The 26726-nt window shown below is 40.9% G+C and carries 4 protein-coding genes; all 4 read left to right on the top strand.

What is annotated here, in order from left to right; genetic code table 11:
• The first annotated feature begins 145 nt into the window (after positions 1-145).
• Genes NMG86_RS17790 through NMG86_RS17775 form a run of 4 tightly spaced genes read left to right on the top strand, consistent with a single transcriptional unit; the run spans position 146 to position 26686 of the window.
• Positions 146-11980 carry an amino acid adenylation domain-containing protein gene (locus NMG86_RS17790; protein ID WP_498603429.1) on the top strand — a complete coding sequence of 3945 codons (11835 nt, stop codon included), beginning with the start codon at positions 146-148 and terminating at the stop codon, positions 11978-11980.
• On the top strand, positions 11977-26106 hold the full coding sequence (locus tag NMG86_RS17785) for a non-ribosomal peptide synthetase (protein ID WP_026798225.1): 14130 nt from the start codon (positions 11977-11979) through the stop codon (positions 26104-26106). Before NMG86_RS17790 ends, NMG86_RS17785 begins: the two co-directional genes overlap by 4 nt.
• Entirely contained in the window at positions 26103-26285 is a 183-nt protein-coding gene (locus tag NMG86_RS17780) for a TubC N-terminal docking domain-related protein (RefSeq protein WP_026785830.1), read from the top strand. Before NMG86_RS17785 ends, NMG86_RS17780 begins: the two co-directional genes overlap by 4 nt.
• Complete coding sequence (locus tag NMG86_RS17775) at positions 26282-26686, top strand: nuclear transport factor 2 family protein (RefSeq protein WP_026785831.1); 405 nt, start codon at positions 26282-26284, stop codon at positions 26684-26686. Before NMG86_RS17780 ends, NMG86_RS17775 begins: the two co-directional genes overlap by 4 nt.
• Positions 26687-26726 lie beyond the last annotated feature (40 nt).

The following is a 26726-nucleotide window of genomic DNA, read 5'->3' as shown; positions in this document are numbered from 1 at the left end:
CAATCAATACCTAGTCCAGTTTTATCGAAAATTTGGGTTTCAAACCCGATCCTTAACTAGGGCCGCTTTTTAAAGATTGACAAAAAAAGTTTTTGGGAATAGAATCAGCTAGAATTATCCCTTGATGCTGCCGACAGACTAGCCCATGCCAACGATCCCAGCCCTTGCTAATCAGAAAATCGCTATCACAGCCACATTTACCAGTGAACCAGTGGAAGATTCTCTCTCCTATTGGCTCAAAGCAATGGGATTTCCTGATTCAATAGAATTTGCCCAGTACAATCAAGTCTTTCAAGAATTACTCAATCCATCGAGTCTTTTAGCGACGAATCACAATGGGGTCAATGTCATTTTAGTGAGGTTTGAAGACTGGCAAGAAACTGAAAATCGTCTCCAACCAATCCCCAAAACTGCTGTCAAAGCAGAATTTTTCCAGAATGAAAATTCAAGGTCACGGGAATTAGGAGAGAATATTACGCAAATCGAGCAAACTGTCCAGGATTTTGCTAATGCCTTAAAAACAGCGACAACGCGATCGCCCAATCCCCACCTAGTCTGTATTTGTCCCCCCTCTCCCACCGATGAGAAAGCGTTCAATGAGTTACATGAGAAATTACAAGAACAATTAGAAATAGAACTCCAGAAAAACCCTAGCATCTGTCTAATTAAAAGTCAAGAATTACTCAGAACCTATCCTGTGCAGGAGTATTATGATCCCTACGGAGACGAATTAGGACATATTCCCTATAATCTAACCTTTTTCACAGCTTTGGGGACAATATTAGCTAGAAAAATTTTAGCGTTGAAAAGCTCTCCCTACAAAGTGATTGCCCTGGACTGCGATAATACTTTGTGGAATGGAATTTGTGGAGAAGATGGAGTTAAAGGAGTTAAAATTAATGCTCCATTTCGAGCTTTACAAGAATTTATCATCGCCCAGCAAGCAACTGGAAAGTTAATCTGTTTATGTAGTAAGAATCAAGCCGATGATGTCTTTGCTGTCTTTGAACAACATCCCGATATGTTGCTAAAGCGAAATCATTTAGTCAATTGGCGTATTAACTGGCAAGAAAAATCTCAAAATTTGCAGTCTTTAGCAGAGGAATTGCAACTAGGGTTAGATAGCTTTATCTTTATTGATGATAACCCAATAGAGTGTGCTGAAGTTAGGGCCAACTGTCCCGAAGTTTTGACATTACAACTTCCTCAAGAAAGCGAAAAAATCCCCCAATTTTTAGCTCATATTTGGGCTTTTGATCAACTTCAAACCACTCAAGAAGACCAACAAAGAACGAATCTTTATCAACAAAATATTCAACGTCAGCGTTTGCAAGAAGATTCCCTTTCTTTTGAGGATTTTCTTGCCCAACTTAACTTAGAAATAGAGATTTCCCCCGTACAAAAGGAGGAATTGACGCGAGTTGCTCAACTCACTCAACGGACTAACCAATTTAACTTAACAACTATCCGACGCTCAGAATCCCAAATTAAACAACTTTGTAATTCAGGGGAATTGGACTGTCGGGGGGTTAAGGTAAAAGACCGCTTTGGGGACTATGGTTTAGTGGGTTTACTATTATTTACTGCCCAGGAAGATTCCCTAATTGTAGATACTTTTTTACTCAGTTGTCGGGTATTGGGTCGCGGTGTAGAACATCAAATGTTGGCTTATTTGGGAACGGTTGCCCAAGAAAAAAGATTAGCAAAAGTCGAGCTTTTTTATAAATCTACCCCGAAAAATAAACCGATCTGTGATTTTTTAACGGGTATTGAGAAAGGACTCCTGCAAGAAAAAAAAGATGGTGTTTTATTTGAGTTTTCTGCTCAAATTGCCTCTGAAACTATTTTTAGTCCCCGATCTAATGTAGATAGTTTAAACCAGAAGACGAAGATAAATTTAGAAGAAACAACTGCTAAATCAGATAGTTTAAGCTATCGAATCTTGAATTATCAATTCTTTGAAAATATTGCCCAAAATTTATGCAATCCTGAACTCATTCTCCAAGAGATTGCTTGCCAACAACAGCGTCAACGTCAGTCAGATGGAGAGTTTGTGGCTCCTCGTACTCCTCTAGAAAAAGCGATCGCGTCTCTATTTATAGAAGTTCTTAAACTTGACCGAGTGGGGATAGATGATGACTTTTTTGTCCTTGGAGGAGACTCACTACAAGCTACGCAACTTATTTCACGCATCCGCACCAGCTTAAAAGTTGAACTCCCATTACCGAGCATATTCACAGCAACAACAGTTACTACATTGGCTCAAGAAATTGAGCAATGGGGGCAAAAAAACTTAGAATTAACAGCATTAACCATACTACCAAGGACAGGAGATGCACAAATACCCCTGTCTTACGCACAACAGCGTTTATGGTTTTTAGACCAATTCCAGCCAAATAGTGCCTTATACAACATTCCGCTCGCCTTGCGTCTCGAAGGAAATCTCAATCAAGTTGCCTTAGAACAAGCCTTACAAACAATTATTGAGCGACACGAAGCCTTACGCACCAATTTCCTAACAATTGAAGGAAAACCCACTCAAATCATTCAAACAGAAACAAATTGGACAATATCAATAGTTCACCCCCTCCAACCCCCAAGAAAGAGTGAGAGAGAAATAACTTGTCAGCAATTAATTAATACTCAAGCAATTCAACCCTTTGACTTAGCAACCGAACCCTTAATTAGAGTAACATTACTCACACTTTCCCAGACCGAACAGGTCTTGCTAGTATGTATGCACCATGTCGTTAGTGATGGCTGGTCAATGGGTGTATTTGTGCAAGAATTAGCAGTATTGTATAATGCTTATACTCAAGGAAAACTCTCACCTTTAGCACCATTACCCATTCAGTATGCCGATTTTGCCCTTTGGCAGCGACAATGGTTACAAGAGGATGTTCTAGAAACCCAATTGGCTTATTGGCAAAAACAATTAGCAGGTGCAACCACTTTCTTACCCCTACCCACCGATAAACCAAGGCCAGCAGTACAAACCTTTGTCGGCGCACATCAAGAATTTATCCTCTCACCAGAATTAAGCCAAAAACTGACAAAATTGAGTCAAGAGCAAGGCGTTACCTTGTTTATGACCCTGTTTGCCGCCTTTGATGTCTTATTGTATCGCTATACTGGACAAACAGATATTTTAGTCGGAACACCCATAGCGAACCGTAATCATAGTGAAATAGAAGGGTTAATTGGCTTTTTTGTCAATACCTTAGTATTAAGAACTAATTTAGCAGAAAATTCCAGTTTTGAGCAATTATTGGCACAGGTGCGAGAAGTAGCCTTAGAAGCCTACTCTCATCAAGACTTACCCTTTGAAATGCTAGTGGAAGCATTACAACCGGAAAGGGATATCAGCTATACACCCTTATTTCAGGTGATGTTTGTCCTTCAAAATACGCCTCTATCGACGGTAGAGTTAACAGGGTTAAGTATCAGTTCTGTTCAGGTAGAAACCAATACTGCTAAATTTGATTTAAGTTTAGCAATGGAAAACACTGATGCTGGACTGGTGGGAGTCTGGGAATATAATACAGATTTGTTTAGCCCAGATACAATTGAACGGATGACAGGTCATTTTCTGACACTGTTAGAAGGAATTGTCACAAATCAGAAAGAAACTCTTGCAGAATTGCCATTATTGACACAATTAGAGCAAAAACAGTTATTAATTGAGTGGAATAATACTCAAGTAGATTACCCTGTTGATAAGTGTATTCATCAGTTATTTGAGGAGCAAGTAGAACGGACTCCTGATGCTGTAGCAGTAACTTATGAAAATGAATCCTTAACTTATCGAGAATTAAATAATCGTGCTAATCAATTAGCCCATTATCTGCGTCAAAACTATCAGATTAAACCAGATACTTTAGTGGGAATTTGTGTCGAACGTTCTTTAGAAATGATAATAGGAATATTAGGCATTCTTAAAGCGGGTGCTGCCTATCTACCCCTTGACCCCGAATATCCACCAGAACGCCTTCAGTTTATCTTAGAAGATTCTGGTATATTATTGTTGCTCACTCAAGGTTTTCTTAAAGAAAAATTACTATTAACTAATCTAAAAAATCCTAATCAAATATTGTATCTAGATGAACAAAGTTTTTCACCCTTATTAACCGATAATCCCAGTTCTCAAACTAAAACTGATAGTTTAGCCTATGTGATTTATACTTCTGGTTCAACAGGAAAACCGAAAGGGGTGATGATTGAAAATAGAAGCATTGTTAATCTGGCTTTGGCTTGGAGTGACGTTTTTCAAATTCAAAATCATAGCCGTGTACTCCAGTTCGGTTCCCTAAGTTTCGATTTATCTATTGGTGAAATTGCCACTGCTTTAGCCGCAGGTGCTAGTTTGTACTTAGCCCAAAAAGAAACCCTATTACCCAGTCAAATATTGGTTGATTTGTTAACGGAGAACCAAATTTCTCACGCTTTTTTATCTCCTTCGGCTTTGTCTGTTTTACCTCAAGCAACCTTATCTAATTTACAATCTCTAACCGTCGGTGGTGAAGCTTGTACCGCAAAATTAATAACTGAGTGGTCAAAAGGACGAAATTTCTTTAATGCTTATGGGCCAACGGAAACAACTGTTTGTGCGACTGTAGCGAGATTTACTAAGGACGAGGAGAAAGTTTCTATTGGTCGTCCTGTCTCTAATACTCAAATTTATATTTTAGACTCTTACTTACAGCCAGTTCCGATTGGTGTACCAGGAGAATTGCATATTGGGGGGGCAGGGTTAGCCAGAAGCTATCTTAACAGACCAGAATTAACACAAGAAAAATTCATTCCTAATCCTTTTAGTAATTACCCAGATTCTCGACTCTATAAAACGGGGGACTTAGCGCGTTATTTACCTGACGGTAATATTGAATATTTAGGACGCATTGACAATCAAGTTAAAATACGGGGATTCCGTATAGAATTAGGAGAAATTGAGACAGTATTAACTCAAAATCCTCAAGTGCAATCATCGGTTATTATTGCCTGCGAAGATACACCAGGAAATAAACGTTTAGTTGCCTATATTGTCCCTCAAAAAGATGCAACACCAACCCCCAATGAATTACGGCAATTCCTCAAGGAAAAGCTGCCAGAATATATGATTCCCAGTGCTTTCGTAATACTGGAATCATTACCCTTAACACCTAATGGTAAAATTGACCGTCGCGCTTTACCTGAACCCGAACAAAGTTACGAAAGAACAGACAAATTTATCTTACCACGCAACCCTATTGAAGAAATACTGGTAACAATTTGGTCTGAGGTTTTAAAGGTCAAACAAGTAAGCATTAATGATAACTTCTTTGAACTAGGAGGACACTCATTATTAGCTACTCAACTCATCTCCCGTATTCGCACTAATTTACAAATAGAAATCCCTTTGCGTAGTCTATTTGCAGCACCAACAATTGAAGAATTAGGACAGCAAATTCAACAGTTACAGCAACAGGATTTAACTCTATCCGCACCCCCCATATTACCAAGGGGTGAACAATCTGAATTATTATTGTCTTATGCACAAACTCGTTTATGGTTTTTAGACCAATTAGAAACTAATAGCGCTTTCTATAATATCCCTGTAGCTTTACGTTTGCAAGGCCATCTTAATCAAGCAGCTTTGATACAAAGTTTAGAGGAAATTATTCAACGTCACGAAGCATTACGCACCAACTTTGTTAACGTCAATGGACAACCAACTCAGGTTATTCAAACAGTAACAAATTGGACAGTATCAGTAATTAACTTGCAGCATTTATCACCAGAAGAACAAGAAATTGCTGCAACTAATTTAGTTAAGGGAGAATCATTTAAACCCTTTGATTTAGCTAATGAAGCATTAGTAAGAGCCACTTTAATCGTGCTGAATAATAACGAGTATTGGTTATTATTATGTCTGCACCATGTGATTAGTGATGGTTGGTCAATGGGTGTATTTATTGAAGAATTAACAGCGTTATATAATGCTTATAATCAGGGTCAACCTTCACCCTTAAAACCCTTACCAATTCAGTACGCTGATTTTGCAGTTTGGCAAAGACAATGGTTACAAGGAGAAGTCTTAGAAAACCAATTAAATTACTGGCAAAAACAACTAGCAGACGCACCAACTTTCTTACCCTTACCAACAGATAAACCCCGTCCAGTAATACAAACGTTTACAGGTGCATATCAAGAGTTTCAACTATCCCTTGAACTTACTCAAAAGCTAACGCAATTAAGTCAGCAACAAGGGGTGACAATGTTTATGACATTGTTAGCAGTTTATGGGACATTACTTTATCGTTATACAGGACAATCAGACATCTTAATAGGGACACCTATAGCTAACCGTAACCGTCGTGAAATAGAGAGTTTAATCGGCTTTTTTGTGAACACCTTAGTAATGAGAACTGACTGTTCAGAAAATCCTAGTTTTCAGGAATTATTGATGAGAGTGCGGGAAATGTCTTTAGGTGCTTATGCTCATCAAGATTTACCTTTTGAAATGTTAGTAGAAGCGTTACAACCAGAGAGAAATCTTAGTCATACTCCTCTATTTCAGGTAATGTTTGTACTTCAAAATACTCCTTTATCTGAAGTAGAAATGAGCGGTTTGACTGTTAATTCTTTACCCTTAGAAGGTGAAACAGCTAAGTTTGATTTAACCTTGTCAATGCAAAATACAGAGACGGGATTAATGGGGGTTTGGGAATATAATACTGACCTATTTAATAGCGAGACTATTGAACGAATGAACGGTCATTTTATGACTTTACTTGAGGGGATTATTGCTAATCCGAGGGAGCGAGTTTCTCAATTACCTTTATTAACAAAAGTTGAACAACAACAGTTATTAATTGATTGGAATAATACTGAGGTAGATTATCCTGATGACAAGTGTATTCATCAGTTATTTGAGGAGCAGGTTGAACGGACTCCTAATGCTGTAGCGGTGGTATTTGAAGGGCAACAATTAACCTATAATGAGTTAAATTGTCGGACTAATCAATTAGCACATTATTTACAATCTTTGGGAGTAAAAGCTGATGAATTAGTTGGGATTTGTGTTGAACGCTCTTTAGAAATGATTGTGGGATTATTGGGGATATTAAAAGCGGGTGGTGCTTATGTTCCTCTTGACCCTGAATATCCGCTTGAACGTTTAAGCTTCATGTTAGAAGATGCTGCTGTTAATGTGTTATTAACTCAACAGAAATTGATTAATAAATTACCTGAACATCAAGCGCAACTTATTTGTTTAGATGCTGACTGGGAGTTGATTTTTCAGTTCAGTCGGGACAATCTAATTACTGATATACAAGCAACTAATTTAGCTTATGTTATTTATACATCAGGTTCTACTGGTCAACCGAAGGGGGTAATGCTGTCCCACAGTAACCTGTCCAATCATATGTTCTGGATGCAGGAAACATTCCCCCTAACTAGAGCGGACAGAGTTCTGCAAAAAACTTCCTTTAGTTTTGATGCGTCAGTTTGGGAATTTTATGCTCCTTTATTAGTAGGTGGACAGTTGTTAATAGCTCAACCAGGAGGTCATACTGACAGCGATTACCTCTTAAAAACAATTGCCCAACAGCAAGTAACTACTGTTCAACTTGTGCCATCCTTACTGCAAATGCTTTTAGAACAGGGAGGAATCGAAAATTGTCAGTTACTCAAACGAGTCTTCTGTGGTGGTGAAATCTTGCCAGTTGCTTTGCAAGAGAAATTATTTAGCCAGCTAAATGTGAATTTGTGCAATCTTTATGGACCGACAGAATGTTGTATTGATGTAACTTTTTGGAATTGTCAGAGAGAAATGTATGGACAACGTATCCCCATTGGTCGTCCAATCTTTAACACACAAATCTACATTTTAGACTCCAATCTTCAACCAGTACCTGTAGGTATTCCAGGAGAATTACACATCGGTGGAGCAGGATTAGCAAGAGGTTATCTCAACCGTCCAGAATTAACACAAGAAAAATTCATTCCTAATCCTTTTAGTAATTACCCAGATTCTCGACTCTATAAAACGGGGGACTTAGCGCGTTATTTACCTGACGGTAATATTGAATATTTAGGACGCATTGACAATCAAGTTAAAATACGGGGATTCCGTATAGAATTAGGAGAAATTGAGACAGTATTAACTCAAAATCCTCAAGTGCAATCATCGGTTATTATTGCCTGCGAAGATACACCAGGAAATAAACGTTTAGTTGCCTATATTGTCCCTCAAAAAGATGCAACACCAACCCCCAATGAATTACGGCAATTCCTCAAGGAAAAGCTGCCAGAATATATGATTCCCAGTGCTTTCGTAATACTGGAATCATTACCCTTAACACCTAATGGTAAAATTGACCGTCGCGCTTTACCTGAACCCGAACAAAGTTACGAAAGAACAGACAAATTTATCTTACCACGCAACCCTATTGAAGAAATACTGGTAACAATTTGGTCTGAGGTTTTAAAGGTCAAACAAGTAAGCATTAATGATAACTTCTTTGAACTAGGAGGACACTCATTATTAGCTACTCAACTCATCTCCCGTATTCGCACTAATTTACAAATAGAAATCCCTTTGCGTAGTCTATTTGCAGCACCAACAATTGAAGAATTAGGACAGCAAATTCAACAGTTACAGCAACAGGATTTAACTCTATCCGCACCCCCCATATTACCAAGGGGTGAACAATCTGAATTATTATTGTCTTATGCACAAACTCGTTTATGGTTTTTAGACCAATTAGAAACTAATAGCGCTTTCTATAATATCCCTGTAGCTTTACGTTTGCAAGGCCATCTTAATCAAGCAGCTTTGATACAAAGTTTAGAGGAAATTATTCAACGTCACGAAGCATTACGCACCAACTTTGTTAACGTCAATGGACAACCAACTCAGGTTATTCAAACAGTAACAAATTGGACAGTATCAGTAATTAACTTGCAGCATTTATCACCAGAAGAACAAGAAATTGCTGCAACTAATTTAGTTAAGGGAGAATCATTTAAACCCTTTGATTTAGCTAATGAAGCATTAGTAAGAGCCACTTTAATCGTGCTGAATAATAACGAGTATTGGTTATTATTATGTCTGCACCATGTGATTAGTGATGGTTGGTCAATGGGTGTATTTATTGAAGAATTAACAGCGTTATATAATGCTTATAATCAGGGTCAACCTTCACCCTTAAAACCCTTACCAATTCAGTACGCTGATTTTGCAGTTTGGCAAAGACAATGGTTACAAGGAGAAGTCTTAGAAAACCAATTAAATTACTGGCAAAAACAACTAGCAGACGCACCAACTTTCTTACCCTTACCAACAGATAAACCCCGTCCAGTAATACAAACGTTTACAGGTGCATATCAAGAGTTTCAACTATCCCTTGAACTTACTCAAAAGCTAACGCAATTAAGTCAGCAACAAGGGGTGACAATGTTTATGACATTGTTAGCAGTTTATGGGACATTACTTTATCGTTATACAGGACAATCAGACATCTTAATAGGGACACCTATAGCTAACCGTAACCGTCGTGAAATAGAGAGTTTAATCGGCTTTTTTGTGAACACCTTAGTAATGAGAACTGACTGTTCAGAAAATCCTAGTTTTCAGGAATTATTGATGAGAGTGCGGGAAATGTCTTTAGGTGCTTATGCTCATCAAGATTTACCTTTTGAAATGTTAGTAGAAGCGTTACAACCAGAGAGAAATCTTAGTCATACTCCTCTATTTCAGGTAATGTTTGTACTTCAAAATACTCCTTTATCTGAAGTAGAAATGAGCGGTTTGACTGTTAATTCTTTACCCTTAGAAGGTGAAACAGCTAAGTTTGATTTAACCTTGTCAATGCAAAATACAGAGACGGGATTAATGGGGGTTTGGGAATATAATACTGACCTATTTAATAGCGAGACTATTGAACGAATGAACGGTCATTTTATGACTTTACTTGAGGGGATTATTGCTAATCCGAGGGAGCGAGTTTCTCAATTACCTTTATTAACAAAAGTTGAACAACAACAGTTATTAATTGATTGGAATAATACTGAGGTAGATTATCCTGATGACAAGTGTATTCATCAGTTATTTGAGGAGCAGGTTGAACGGACTCCTAATGCTGTAGCGGTGGTATTTGAAGGGCAACAATTAACCTATAATGAGTTAAATTGTCGGGCTAATCAGTTAGCACATTATTTGCAATCTTTGGGTATTAAACCTGATGAATTGGTGGGAATTGGTGTAGAACGCTCTTTAGAGATGATTGTGGGATTATTGGGGATATTAAAAGCGGGTGGTGCTTATGTTCCCCTTGACCCAAAATATCCGCTTGAACGGATTAGTTTTATGTTAGAAGACTCTCAGGTGAAAGTATTAGTAACTCAAGCAAAATTAGTCGAGTCTATTCCTCAACATCAAGCACAACTTATCTGTTTAGATACGGACTGGGAAAAAATCGCTCAAAATATCACGTCAAACCCTGAAAGCGGAGTAAAACCCGATAATTTAACCTATATTATCTATACATCGGGTTCTACGGGTAAACCGAAAGGGGTTTTAGTCAATCACGCTAATGTCGTGCGACTGTTTGCGGCAACAGACTCCTGGTATCATTTCAATTACCAAGATGTCTGGACTCTATTCCATTCTTACGCTTTTGACTTTTCCGTGTGGGAAATGTGGGGGGCTTTACTCTATGGTGGACGACTGGTAATAGTCCCTTACTTAGTGACTCGTTCTCCCGAATCATTTTATGAGTTATTGTGTCAAGAAAAAGTAACGATTCTCAATCAAACCCCTACCGCTTTCCGCCAGTTAATTCAAGCTGAAGAATCCGTAAAAGGGGACATTTCCCCCTTATTAAGAGAGGTTGGGAAGGATTCAGTCACAGAGACCGATTTAAGTTTACGTTTGGTAATTTTTGGCGGAGAATCTTTAGAAATCAACAGTTTACAGCCTTGGTTTGACCGACACGGCGACCAACTTCCCCAATTAGTTAATATGTACGGAATTACGGAAACTACCGTTCATGTTACCTATCGCCCCTTAAGTATGGCTGATGTCAATAGTACAGCCAGCGTCATTGGTCGTCCTCTTCCCGATTTACAGGTGTATTTACTCGATCAATATTTACAACCCGTACCCGTTGGGGTGCCTGGGGAAATGTATGTGGGCGGTGCAGGAGTGGCAAAAGGTTATCTCAATCGTCCTGAATTGACCACAGAAAGGTTTATTTCTAGTCCTTTTGATCCCCCCCTACCCCCCCTTAATAAGGGAGGCACTCAAGGAGGAGCAAAATTGTATAAAACGGGGGATTTAGCCCGTTATTTGCCTAATGGCGAGTTAGAATATTTAGGGCGCATTGATAATCAAGTTAAGATTCGGGGATTCCGTATTGAATTAGGGGAAATTGAGGCATTATTGGCATCTCATCCCCAGATTTGGGAGACGGTGGTGCTAGTTTGGGATGATACGGCGGGGGATAAGCGTCTTGTCGCATATATCGTACCCCAGCCCGAAATAACAATCATAATTGACGAAATCCGCCAATTTCTGAAAGCTAAATTACCTGATTACATGGTTCCTAATGCTTTCGTTATCTTAGAAGCCTTACCCCTTACTACTAATGGTAAAATAGACCGTCGTGCTTTACCGCCACCTGAATCAGGTAGTGAAGTATCAGACAAATATGTTGCCCCTCGTACCCCGATGGAGGAAATACTGGCAACAATTTGGTCAGAAGTTCTAAAAGTAGAGAAAGTGGGAATCAATGATAACTTCTTTGAACTTGGAGGACATTCCCTACTGGCGACTCAATTAGTAGCACAGATTCGCGATCGCCTGAAAATTGAGCTTCCCCTACGTCAGTTATTCAACACAGCAACCCTAGCTGAATTAGCCCAAGGAATTGAACAGTTAAAACAGCAAAAATTAGCCCCCATCGTTACAGCCATTTTACCGAGGAGAAGAAAATGAATTACGAAGAATTGCCCCTATCCTATGCTCAACAGCGTTTATGGTTCTTAGATCAATTAGAACCCAACAGTTCTTTTTATAATGTTCCCTTTGCCTTGCATTTAGAGGGAACACTCAAAATAGATGTCCTAGAAAAGAGTTTACAAGAAATTATTCAGCGTCACGAATCCCTCCGCACCAATTTCCTTACCCTTGACGGAAATCCTGTGCAGATAATCAAACCAGAAAGCAATTGGAAATTAACCATTATTAATGATAAGGAAAGCAAAAACTATCGAGAAGAGAATGCCCTCAAACAATGGCTAGAAATTCACAGCCATCAACCCTTTGATTTAGCGAATGAATCCCTCATTCGGGCTACCCTACTTGAGTTATCAGACACAGAAAATTTGTTGCTGATTTGTATGCACCATGTTGTCTCTGATGGTTGGTCAATGGGGGTATTTATTCAGGAATTGACAACTCTTTATAATGCCTATACTAAAGGTTTAAATCCTCTTTTAAAAGAGTTACCGATCCAGTATGCCGACTTTGCCCTCTGGCAGAGGGAATATTTACAGGGAGAAATCCTGCAAAATCAGTTAAATTACTGGCAAAAACAGTTATCTGCCGCACCTGCCTTATTACATCTACCCAGCGATCGCCCCCGCCCCCCAGAACAACGTTTTGAGGGGGATAGAATCAGATGTATCCTTTCCCCAGAACTTAGTCAAGGGTTAAATAAGTTGAGTCGTGAAAAAGGTGTCACCTTATTTATGACCCTCTTGACTGCCTTTAATATCCTACTCAATCGCTACACGGGAGAAACGGATATTTTAGTTGGGACTCCCATTGCTAACCGTACTCGTAGTGAACTGGATGGGTTGATCGGCTTTTTTGTTAATACATTGGTCTTAAGAACAGATTTAGCAAGAAATCCAAGTTTTAGCGAGGCATTAAAACAGGTAAGAGAGACCGCAACCGATGCTTACGACCATCAAGATTTGCCGTTTGAAATGTTAGTGGAAGCCTTACAACCTGAAAGAAATATGAGTTATACTCCTTTATTTCAGGTAATGTTTGGGTTAGATAATGAAGTTCTAAATGCCATAGATTTAGAGGGAATAAAAGCCACCCATCAGCCGTTGGAATTTAAGACAGCTAAATTTGATCTAAGTTTATCTATACAGATAAAAGAAGCTGGATTAACTACGAGTTGGGAATATAATACAGACTTGTTTAATCAAAGCACAATTGAGCGATTGTCAGGGCATTTTATTAACTTATTAAAAGGGATTATTGCTAATCCAGAACAATCCATTGCCCAATTACCCCTATTGACAGAAAGTGAGCGTTGTCAATTATTAGTTGATTGGAATCAGACTCAAATTGACTACAAGCCTGAATTGTGTCTGCATCAATTATTTGAACAACAAGTAAAACTAAATCCTGATGCGATCGCCGTTAGATTAGAAAATGAATTTTTAACCTATCAAGAATTAAATAATCGTGCGAATCAATTGGGGCATTACCTACAATCTTTGGGAGTAAAAGCGGATGGACTGGTGGGAATTTTTGTCGAACGTTCCCTAGAGATGATCATCGGTATCTTGGGAATCCTTAAAGCAGGGGGAGCTTATGTTCCTTTGGATGTTAATTATCCAAAAGACCGAATTACCTATCTTCTTGAAGATAGTCAACTTAGTATTTTACTGACGCAATCTCAATTCCTTGGGCAACTTCCTCAATTTCAAGGAACAACTATCTGTTTAGATCAAGACTGGTCAATAATCGCAAACCAAAGTACCGTAAACCCGATTGTAGAAGTTGATCAGCACAATCTAGCCTACATTATTTATACTTCTGGCTCGACGGGTAAACCCAAAGGGGTAATGATTGAACATCGCTCAATAGTCAACTATATCCTGACTGCTATTCGAGAGTACAATTTTACATCAGATGATCAAATTCTGCAATTTTCCTCTATCTGCTTTGATGCTTCCGTTGAAGAAATCTTTTGTGGTTTGTTATCGGGTGCGACCTTGGTACTGCGAACAGAAGATATGTTGCGCTCTAGTGAGGATTTTTGGCAATGTTGTCAAAAATGGCAATTAACAGTTTTAGGTTTTCCTACTGCTTATTGGCATCAATTAGCCTCTGAACTGACTCCTACTGCTCTCCAAATCATCACCAATATAAAACTAATTATGGTTGGAGGGGAAGCCATTCAACAATCAAAAGTCAAGCAATGGCATACAATTACAGCTAATAATTCCTCTCTTCCTAAACTATTTAATCGTTACGGTCCAACGGAAGGAACTATTGTAACGACTTTATACGAATTTACTTCCCCAAGTGCAACCAATGTTCCGATTGGGCGATCCATCAGTAATATTCAGGTTTATATTCTTGATGCTTTCTTGCAACCTGTTCCTGTGGGGGTAGCTGGAGAATTACATATTGGCGGAGCGGGGTTAGCCAGAGGTTATCTCAATCGTCCAGAGTTAACCCAAGAGAAATTTATTCCTGATCCTTTTAGTAATTACTCAGATTCTCGTCTCTATAAAACGGGAGACTTAGCGCGTTATTTACCCGATGGCAATATTGAGTATTTAGGACGAATTGATAATCAAGTAAAAATTCGGGGTTTCCGCATTGAATTAGGAGAAATTGAAACTGTTCTCAGTCAGCACAGCGCAGTCAAAACCGCTATTGTTATGGCCAGGGAAGATGAGACAGAGCAAAAACGTTTAGTTGCCTACGTTATCCCCCAAGAGGGAATTTCTGCCCAACAAGAGCAAAGTTTGCTTGGTGTTAATGAACTGCGGCAATTTCTGAAAGCTCAGTTACCAGAGTATATGGTTCCTAGTGCCTTTGTCATTTTGGAATCCCTACCCTTAACATCTAATGGTAAGGTCGATCGCCGTGCCTTACCTGCTCCCGATTTCCAAAGTGAAGAACAATACATTGCGCCGCGTAATCCCATTGAAGAGATTTTGGCTTCTATTTGGGTAAAAGTCCTAAAAGTTGAACAGGTGGGCATTCACGACAACTTCTTTGAGTTGGGCGGACATTCATTATTAGCAACTCAACTGATTTCGCGCATCCGTAAGACGTTCAAGGTAGAAATGCCCCTACGGGAGTTGTTTGTTGCCCCGACCGTCGCCGCCTTAGCCCAGGTCATAAAACGAGTTTCGGAACAGGAAGAACGAACGGAACTCCCTATTTTACCCAGGGAAAAAGATACAGAATTACCTTTATCTTTTGCCCAGACTCGTCTTTGGTTTTTAGATCAATTTGAGTCCGATAGTTCTTTTTACAATATTCCCCTCGCTTTGCGTTTAGAGGGAAACCTTAATCAAGACGTTTTGATCCAGAGTTTAGAGGAAATTTGCGATCGCCATGAAGCCTTAAGGACTAACTTCATTAGCGTTGATGGTGTCGCTACTCAGGTTATACAAACGCAAACCCCCTGGACAGTGAACATCGTTGATTTACAACACTTATCTAGTAGTGAACAGGAAATTGCCTCTCAGGAGTTAATCCCAAACCAGGCCATTCAACCCTTTGACTTAGCCCGTGACCCGTTAATCAGAGCAAACTTAGTCATCTTATCTGAGACAGAACATATTTTATTAGTCTGTATGCATCATATTGTCAGTGATGGCTGGTCAATGGGGGTCTTTCTTCAGGAATTAACCGACCTCTATAACGCATACATTCAAAATCAGCCCTCATCTTTAAAGCCGTTACCGATTCAGTACGGTGATTACACTCTTTGGCAAAAACAGTGGTTACAGGGAGATATTCTGCAAAGTCAATTAGATTACTGGCAAAAACAGTTAGCAGAGGCTCCCGCCTTATTATCCCTGCCCACAGACCGACCACGACCTGCTGTACAGAGTTTTGCTGGTTCCCATCTTCCCTTTACCCTTTCCTGGGAATTAAGCCAAAAACTCACCCAACTGACTCAAGAACAGGGTGTCACCTTATTTATGACCCTGTTAACAGCTTTTGATGTCTTACTTTACCGTTATACGGAACAGGAAGACATATTAATTGGAACGCCTATTGCTAACCGTAATTGCAGTGAATTGGAAGGATTAATCGGCTTTTTTGTTAATACTTTAGTTTTACGAACTGATTTGTCAGGCAATCCTAGTTTTAATGAGTTATTAATTCGCGTTCGAGAAATGGCAATGGATGCTTACACTCATCAAGATTTGCCTTTTGAGATGTTAGTAGAAGTCCTACAACCAGAACGAGATTTAAGCCATGCTCCCCTCTTTCAAGTGGACTTTTTACTGCAAAATGAACCCCTATCCCAGTTAGAATTAATAGGATTAACTGCCAGTCCCTTGTTAACAGCAAATGCAACGGCTAAGTTTGATTTAACCTTGGGAATGGAAAATACCGATACAGGATTAAGGGGAAGCTGGGAGTATAATACAGACCTGTTTGAGCGTAGCACCATTGAACGATTGGCGGGGAATTTTGTGACATTGCTAGAAGCAATTGTTGCTAACCCTCAACAGCAAATTTCCCAACTACCCTTGTTAACAGAGGTAGAGTCACAACAATTATTAAAAGATTGGAATGGGACGGAAAAAGATTATCCCTTCCATCAATGTGTTCATCATTTATTTGAAGAACAAGCAGAACGAACACCGAATGCAGTAGCAGTAGTATTTGAAGGTCTGAAATTAACCTATCAACAGTTAAATATTCAAGCCAATCAATTAGCCCATTACTTACAATCTCTGGGAGTGGGAGCAGAGATTTTGGTCGGCATTTATTTGGAGCGATCGCTGTTAGTGATTGTCGGATTATTAGCCGTTCTCAAAGCTGGAGGAGCCTATGTCCCTTTAGACCCCGATTATCCCCAGCAAAGGTTAACCTCCATGGCCGAAGATGCCAAAATTTCCCTACTGCTAACCCAACAAAGTTTACTCAGTTCTTTACCCGTAGAAGATGTAGGGGTCATCGTATTAGATAAATCTGCCGAGATCTTGACAGTTCAAAGCATGGAAAATCCCGTCAGTGAAGTAATACCAGAAAATTTACTCTGTGTGTTATACACTTCTGGTTCAACGGGTAAACCGAAAGGAGTGATGTTAACCCACGAAGCTTTGGTTAACCATAGTTGGGGCATCAGTGAAATATTTGGTTTAACGGAAAGCGATCGCGTCTTACAGTTTGCGTCCTTTGGTTTTGATGTAGCGGCGGAAGAAATTTTCCCCACCTGGTTAAAAGGTGGCACAGTAGTCTTAAGACCCTGGCAAATGTTCCCAACCCTAACAGATTTTGCCGATTTTATTGAACAAGAAAGCCTAACTCTCTTAAATATTACTCCCGCCTATTGGCATGAATGGGCGATCGCCGTTTCACAATCTTCTGCCACCGTGCCATCCAGTCTGCGGGTCGTAGCAGTGGGAGGAGATGCAGTTTTACCCGAAACCGTCAATATTTGGCGTGAATGGGTCGGAAAACGGGTTGAATGTATTAACGTCTATGGCCCCACCGAAGCATCTGTAACCGCGATTGTTCATGATCTGCTGGATTCTCAGTCAGAAAAAATGAATTCGGTTCTGATTGGTCGTCCCATTGCCAATACAAAGGCTTATATATTGGATCAAAATCTGCAACCTGCCCCCATTGGAGTTAAGGGAGAACTGCATCTCTGCGGTGTTCGTTTAGCGCGGGGTTATCTGAATCGTCCAGAATTGACGGCTGAAAAATTTATTGACAATCCCTTTGCTGATGCACCTTTCAATCGTTTGTATAAGACGGGAGATTTAGCCCGTTATCTGCCAAATGGTAGCATTGAATGTTTTGGACGAATTGACAATCAGGTTAAAATTCGCGGTTTCCGTATCGAATTAGGAGAAATTGAGGCGATACTTAATCAACATCTTGATGTGCAGACATCCTGTGTGATTATTCGTGAAGACATTCCAGGGCAAAAGTATTTAGTTGCCTACATCGTGTCTCATTATGAACGGATACCGATGATTAGTGAACTACGTCAGTTCCTTGCTGGTAATTTGCCCCTTTACATGGTTCCTCAAGCTTTTGTTTTTCTGGAATCTTTACCCCTGACCACTAATCGTAAGGTCGATCGCCGCGCCTTACCTGCACCGAATTTAGAAGGCGATCGCCGCGATCAATATGTAGCACCCCGCAATGCGATCGAGGAGATGTTGGTGCAAATTTGGACAGAGGTACTAAAAGTAGGGCAAGTGGGAATTTATGATAACTTCTTTGAAATTGGGGGACATTCCTTACTGGCAACTCAATTGGTGTCCCGTATTCGTAGTTTATTTAAAATAGAACTCCCTTTGCGGAGCCTATTTGCGGCGGCGACGGTGGCAGAATTAGCCCATCTCGTTGGACAATTACAGCAACAAAACCTAACCCTAACTGTCCCCCCGATTTTACCGAGAACTAAGGATACAGAACTACCTCTATCTTTTGCTCAACAGCGTTTATGGTTTTTAGACCAGTTGCAGCCCAATAGTGCCTTGTACAATATACCGATGGTATTGCGTTTACAAGGAAACCTCAACCAAGGAGCCTTAGAACAAAGTTTATGGTCAATTTGCGATCGCCATGAGGTATTACGGACTAATTTTGTCACCATTAATGGACAACCGACCCAGGTTATTCAAACAACAAGGGAGACAATATCGGTCGTTGATTTACAAGATTTACCCATCCAGGAGCAAGCAGAAAAAACACAGCAATTAAAGCAAAAACAAGCCACTCAACCCTTTGATTTAGCCAAAGAATCTTTAATCAGAATCACTTTAGTGGTGCTATCTGAGACGGAACATCTCTTATTAGTGTGTATGCACCACATCATCAGTGATGGTTGGTCAATAGAAGTATTTATTCACGAACTGACCACCCTATACAATGCTTATCCTCAAAATCAGCCCGCCAATTTAGCTCCCTTGCCGATTCAGTATGCAGATTTTGCGATTTGGCAAAGACAATGGTTACAAGGGGATGTACTGCAAACTCAATTAAATTACTGGCAAAATCAACTAGCCGATGCCCCCGCTTTATTATCCCTTCCCACAGACCACCCTCGACCTGCGGTGCAGAGTTTTGTCGGAGCCTATCAAGAATTTTCCCTGTCCCCCGCCCTCAGCCAAGCCTTGACTGAATTGAGCCGCAAACAAGGGGTAACATTATTTATGACCCTGTTGGCTGCTTTTGATGCTTTGCTTTATCGTTATACAGGGTCTAGTGATATTTTAGTGGGAACTCCCATTGCTAACCGTAATCGCAGTGAAATTGAGGGTTTAATCGGCTTTTTTGTCAATACTTTAGTCCTGCGGACGAATTTAGCCGATAATCCGAGTTTTAGTCAGTTATTAACCCGTGTTCGGGAAGTGGCAATGGATGCCTACGCTCATCAAGATTTACCTTTTGAAATGTTAGTAGAAGCGTTGCAACCCGAACGGGATTTAAGCCATACTCCCCTCTTTCAAGTCGCTTTTGTCCTACAAAATACACCCAAGTCTGAGATAGAAATGACAGGCTTAACGGTGACAGATTTGCCCTTAGAAAATACAACCGCTAAGTTTGATTTAACCTTAGCAATGGTTCACACGGATGATGGCTTAAAAGGTGTCTGGGAATATAATACTGATTTATTTGATAGCGGCACTATTGAGCGATTAGCAGGGCATTTTCTCAACTTATTAGGGGGAATTGTGGCTAATCCTCAAGCGCGGATTTCCCAATTACCCTTACTGACAGAAAGTGAGACTAATCAGTTATTAATTGAGTGGAACAATACTCAAGTTGATTATCCTCAAATTAAGTGTATTCATCATTTATTCGAGGAACAAGTAGAACGTACCCCTGATGCGATCGCGGTGGTGTTTGAGAATCAACAATTAACATACACTGAGTTAAATGGTCGTGCTAATCAATTAGCCCATTATTTGCAGAAATTAGGCGTAAAAGCTGATACTTTAGTCGGAATTTGTGTTGAGCGTTCTTTAGAGATGATGGTGGGTTTATTAGGTATTCTCAAGGCAGGCGGGGCTTATGTACCGCTTGATCCTGAGTATCCCCAAGAACGCCTAAGCTTTATGTTAGAAGACTCTCAGGTAAAAGTGTTAGTAACTCAAGCAAAATTAGTCAAGTCTATTCCTGAACATCAAGCACAACTTATCTGTTTAGATACAGAATGGGAAAAAATCGCTCAAAATATCACGTCAAACCCCGAAAGCGCAGCAAAACCAGAGAATTTAACCTATATTATCTATACATCCGGTTCCACAGGTAAACCGAAAGGCGTTTTAGTCAATCACTCTAATGTAGTACGTCTATTTGCAGCAACAGACTCCTGGTATCACTTCAACCCTCAAGATGTCTGGACTCTATTCCATTCTTACGCTTTTGACTTTTCCGTGTGGGAAATGTGGGGAGCATTGTTATATGGTGGACGACTGATAATAGTACCTTACTTGGTGACTCGTTCTCCCGAATCATTCTTAAACCTATTATGTCAAGAAAAAGTAACAATTCTTAATCAAACCCCTACCGCTTTCCGTCAGTTAATTCAAGCGGAACAGGCAACAGATAACGATTTAAGTTTACGTTTGGTTATTTTTGGAGGAGAATCTTTAGAAATCAACAGTTTACAGCCTTGGTTTGACCGACACGGCGACCAATTCCCCCAATTAGTTAATATGTACGGAATTACAGAAACTACCGTCCATGTTACTTATCGCCCCTTAAGTAGGGCTGATGTAAATAGTACAGCCAGCGTCATTGGTCGTCCTCTTCCCGACCTACAGGTATATTTACTCGATGAATATTTACAACCCGTACCCGTTGGGGTGCCTGGGGAGATGTATGTGGGTGGTGCAGGAGTGACAAGGGGTTATCTCAATCGTCCTGAATTGACCACAGAAAGGTTTATTCCTAGTCTCTTTGAAAATTCCAACCCCCAACCCCCAACCCCCAAATTATATAAAACTGGGGATTTAGCCCGTTATTTACCTGATGGTAATATTGAATACTTAGGACGCATTGATAATCAAGTTAAGATTCGAGGATTCCGTATTGAATTGGGAGAAATTGAGGCTGTAATCGGTCAAAATGAAGATGTACAGTCGGCTTGTGTGATTGCTCGTGAAGATAACCCAGGAGATAAACGCCTAGTTGCTTACGTTGTCCCCCAACCCGAAATAACCCTGACAATTGACGAAATACGGCAATTTTTAAAAGCTAAGTTACCTGATTACCTGGTTCCTAATGCTTTCGTTATCTTAGAAGCCTTACCCCTTACTCCCAATGGCAAAATAGACCGCCGTGCCTTACCTGCACCCGATTTACAGGGCAAAGGTGAATATATCGCCCCCCGTAACCCTATTGAGGAAAAAATAGCGCAGATTTGGGCTGAGGTACTGAAATTAGAACGAGTCAGCATTGAGGATAATTTCTTTGAATTAGGGGGACATTCCCTCTTAGCGACCCAGGTTATCTCTCGCTGTCAGGAAGCCTTTGAAATTGCGTTACCCCTACGTTATCTGTTTGAATCCCCAACCATTGCCCAGTTAAGTGCGGTGATTTTAAAAGAACTGCAAACTGGCTCGCGGCTCAAGCTTCCACCAATAGTACCCCTCAACCGACAGGATGACATTCCTCTCTCCTGGGCTCAAGAGCGTCTCTGGTTTGTCAATCAGTTAGAAGGAGAAAGTGGAGCCTACACCATTGATTTAACAATGCGTTTGCTAGGAAATCTCAATGTTAAAGCCCTGGAAAAAGCTTTTCAGGCAATTATTCAACGCCATGAACCTTTACGGACTCAGTTTAAACTCAAGGATAATAAACCGATTCAAGCGATCACCTCTAGCATCAACTTTACGTTATCCATAGTACAAAGCCAGCCTCTGCAAGTAGAGCAACTGATAACAGAAGCGGCTTCCGAACCCTTTGATTTAGCCAATGGTTCAGTATTACGGGTCAAACTGTGGCAAGTTGGGGCGGATGAATATGTACTGTTATTAGCCATTCACCATATTGCGGCGGATGGTTGGTCACTAGGGGTTTTAATTGATGAATTATCAGCCTATTATCGCAGTTTCAGCACAGGAACGAAGGCAGATTTACCGACTTTACCGATACAGTATGCAGACTTCGCCGTGTGGCAGCGTCAATGGTTAACCAATGAAGTATTAGAACGCCAATTAAGCTACTGGAAGCAACAGTTAAAGGGAGTTCCCCTACTGCACCAACTTCCGAGCGATCGCCCCCGTCCAGCCATACAAACTTTTCGCGGTGGAACGGAAAAACTGCAACTCGACAACAAACTGACGCAACAGCTTAAAAAACTCAGCCAGAAGTCTGGTAGTACCCTATTTATGACCTTACTGGCAGGTTTTGCCGTATTGCTGTCTCGCTATAGTGGACAAACCGATTTAGTGATTGGTTCACCGATCGCCAATCGTAACCGTACCGAAATCGAAAAACTCATTGGCTTTTTTGTCAATAGCCTAGTCTTAAGATTTGATTTGTCCCAAGAACCGACCTTTGAGGATTTTCTAGCGCAAGTCAGACAAACCACCCAAAACGCTTACGACCATCAGGATTTACCCTTCGAGATGTTGGTCGAAGAATTGCAAATTGAACGACATTTAGACCGTAATCCTTTAATACAGATAGTTTTTGCCCTCCAGAATGCGCCAACGGAGCCTTGGGATTTGCCTGGGGTTAAAGTTGAAGATCTGGCATCGGGACTTGATTCAGTTCGGGTTGACCTAGAGGTTTATCTGTGGGATGTCCCCGAGGGATTAGGAGGTTTTTGCTCCTATAACAGGGATTTATTTGATGCTGAAACTATTGTCCGCATGATGACTCATTTCAAGGCTTTGTTAGCGGCAATTGGGTCAAATCCACAGCAACCAGTGGCCTTACTTCCCTTATTAACCCCCCCAGAACATCAACTGTTAGAGGAGTGGAATGAGACAAAAGCCGATTACTCCTATGACAAATGTATTCATCAATTAGTTGAGGAACAAGCAGAACGCACCCCCGATGCGATCGCCGTAGTCTTTGAAAATCAACAATTGACCTATGCACAATTAAATAATCGGGCCAACCAATTGGCGCACTATTTACGCTCTCTAGGCGTAGAAACGGAGGTAATAGTCGGTTTATGTGTCGAACGCTCCCTAGAGATGATTGTCGCCTTAATCGGCATTCTTAAAGCAGGCGGGGCCTATCTACCCCTTGACCCCGAATATCCCCCAGCACGCCTAGAATTTATGCTCTTTGATAGCCAAATCCCCTTACTACTAACCCAACATTCACTAATTGATAAACTCCCCAACCATCAAGGCCAAACACTCTTTTTAGAGGAAATTTGGGAAAAAACTGCCCAACCTAGCCAGGATAACCTGACGGCGAAAGTAACCCCCTCTAATTTGGCCAATGTGATTTATACCTCTGGTTCTACGGGTAAACCCAAAGGCGTGATGGTAGAACATAAAGGATTGTGCAATCTCGCTCAAGCTCAAATTGAAACCCTTGGTGTGCATCCCTCCAGTCGAGTGCTTCAGTTTGCTTCCTTTAGCTTTGATGCCTGTATTTCGGAAATTTTGATGGCTTTGGGAGCAGGAGCGACACTTTATTTGGGAACCAAAGAAGCGTTAATGCCTGGTTTACCCTTAATGGAGCGATTACGGGATCATGCCATCACCCACATTACGTTACCACCTTCGGCATTAGCGGTTCTACCCTGGGAAAATCTCCCCTCTTTACAAACTATCATTGTTGCAGGGGAAGCCTGTTCTCCTGAGTTGGTGAAAAAATGGTCACAAGGACGAAATTTCTTTAATGGTTATGGCCCAACGGAGGGGAGTGTTTGTACCGCGATCGCAAAATGTACGCCTTTTGACGAAAAAATAACCATTGGTCGCCCCATTCCCAATGTGCAGGTTTATATTTTAGACCCTCATTTACAAGCAGTTCCTATCGGAGTACCAGGGGAATTACATATTGGCGGTGCGGGTTTAGCCAGGGGTTATCTGAATCGCCCAGAATTGACCGCCGAGAAGTTTATCTCTAACCCGTTTGTCTCCCTTGATCCCCCCCTAACCCCCCTTGATAAGGGGGGAGAGCAGCCGTCAAAATTATATAAAACGGGAGATTTAGCCCGTTATTTACCCGATGGTCAGATTGAATACCTGGGACGGATTGACAACCAAGTTAAAGTGCGGGGTTTCCGTATCGAGTTAGGGGAAATTGAAGCCGTTTTGGGCCAACATCCCTTAGTACAAGAGGCGATTGTGATTGCCCGTGCTGACCATGCAAGTGATCATGATCATGACAAGCTTAATACTAATTTAGTAGGGTATTTGGTTCCTGCTCTCAAGGGTGAAGTTTTACCCGAACAGCTTGCCCAATGGCAGAGTGAATATGTGAGTGATTGGCAAACGATTTATGAAGATTCCTATCGTCAATCCCAATCTACAACCGATGACCCCACCTTTAATATTAGTGGTTGGAATAGTAGTTATACGGGGCAAGCGATGACCGCTGCAGAAATGCGAGAATGGGTTGAGAATACCGTGAGCCGAATTCTTGCAGGAAAACCGCAACGAGTGTTAGAAATTGGTTGCGGAAGTGGATTATTGCTGTTTCCTGTGGCTAAACATTGTCAGGAATATTGGGGAGCCGATTATTCCTCTGCCACCATTGACAACCTGGAACGGTTATGCGGCACAATTGAGGGTTTAGCGGGGAAAGTAAGATTATTCCACCGAACAGCCGATAATTTGGCAGGGATTCCCCAAGCGGCTTTTGATACGGTGGTTATTAACTCCGTTGTCCAGTATTTCCCTAGTGTCGATTATCTATTACAGGTTCTCGAAGGGGTCATGAAGGCGATCGCGGCTCACGGGAAGATTTTCCTGGGTGATATCCGTAGTCTGCCCTTACTAGAGCCTTACCATGCTGCCGTACAGTTATCCCGTGCCGCCGCGGATAAAACCCTTGAACAATGGCAAAAGCAGGTGAATCAGAGTGTCGCCACCGAAGAAGAATTGCTAATTGAGCCTCAGTTTTTTATCGCTCTCAAACAACGTTTTCCTCAAATTTCTTGGGTAGAGATCGCACCAAAACGGGGTCAAGCTGAAAATGAGTTAACCCAATTCCGTTATGATGTGACCTTACATTTGGGTAATGATGTTCAAAAAACGGTTATTCCTTGGTCAAATTGGCAACGAGACGGGTTTTCCTTAGCAAAACTGCAAGATCAACTGAAACTGGGACAAGCAGAATGGTTAGGCATCAGGGATGTCCCCAATCAACGAGTACAAGAAGCCCTACAAATTTTAGACTGGTTAGAAAATCCGCCGGTCGTTTCGACGGTGGGAGAATTGCGGCAATTGTTAAAAGAAAAGCCAAGGATGGGGATTAATCCTGAGCAAATGTGGCAACTGGGAGAAAAATTCGGCTACACCGTTCACCTCAGTTGGTGGGAAGGGAGTCAAGACGGTTCCTTTGATCTGGTTTTCCATCGCCAGAGTTCAATCCTAGAATCTGCAATGAGCGCAGTTGATAGCCAACCATACCCCAGTTTTTGGGACAATGAGACGGTTATTGCTAAATCCTGGACTGATTACACGAATAATCCTCTGTACGGCAAGTTAGTCCAGAAGCTAGTACCGCAGGTGCGGGAGTTTGTCCAACAAAAGCTACCCAGTTATATGGTTCCCCAGGCTTTTGTGCTGCTCAATGCTCTGCCTCTGACTCCCAATGGCAAGATAGATCGGCGGGCTTTACCGACACCCGATACAGCTACGCGCAATCTAGCCACGAGCTTTTTGGCACCGCGTACCCCCATTGAAACCCAAATGGGCCAAATTTGGAGTGAAGTGTTGGGATTGGAACGGATTGGCATTAAGGATAATTTCTTTGAACTTGGAGGACATTCTTTGTTAGCAACTCAGGTTATCTCCCGTTCCCGCGATCTTTTCTCGGTGGAATTGTCTTTACAAAATTTGCTAGAATACCCAACTATCGCTAATTTAGCCCAAATTATTGAACTTCTTGCCGTTGCACAGCAGGGACAACCAGCAATTACTGAAAGCTTAGACGATTATGAGGAAGGTGAATTATGAAAACAGTCGAATTTTTAGCTCATCTCAACGGGTTAGGGATTAAAATCTGGGTTGAAAATGATAAGCTCCGCTATCGTTCACCCCAGGGAATAATGACGACCGAACTTTTTAATCCTAAGAGCGAACCCCGCATTTTAAGTACAATCAAACAACAACTTTGGGAGGCAATTGGGAAATGAACGCAACGGAGGTATTAACCAAGTATCAGTCTATTAATTCTGAAAATATTACAGCCCAGGAAGAATTAATCGTTAGTTTATTTGATGCTATTGATTCTTCTGATTTTGAGTTATTAGTCAAGTATTTTGACCAAGATATTATCTATCAGCGTCCAGGTTATCAGGATTTGATTGGTATTGATAAACTCCTACATTTTTATCAGTATGATAGAGTTATCTCCTCTGGGAAACATCACATTGAAAAGATTGTTGTCGCTGAGAAGTATGGTTCATGCTGGGGACAGTTTATTGGTGTACATAAAAATGGCTCCCAACTTAATGAAATGTTTGCCGATGTTTATTCTTTTGAAAATGGTAAAATTAAAACTCGGCGAAGCTACTTTTTTAGACCAGCAATATAGCGGTCATTTGATTTCCTAAAAGTAAATTCTGCGATTTAGA

The sequence above is a fragment of the Planktothrix rubescens CCAP 1459/22 genome (assembly GCA_904830895.1).
Taxonomy (GTDB): Bacteria; Cyanobacteriota; Cyanobacteriia; order Cyanobacteriales; family Microcoleaceae; genus Planktothrix; species Planktothrix agardhii.
The sequence above is the reverse complement of the archived record's forward strand: the minus strand, read 5'-3'. Positions and strand labels throughout refer to the sequence as shown.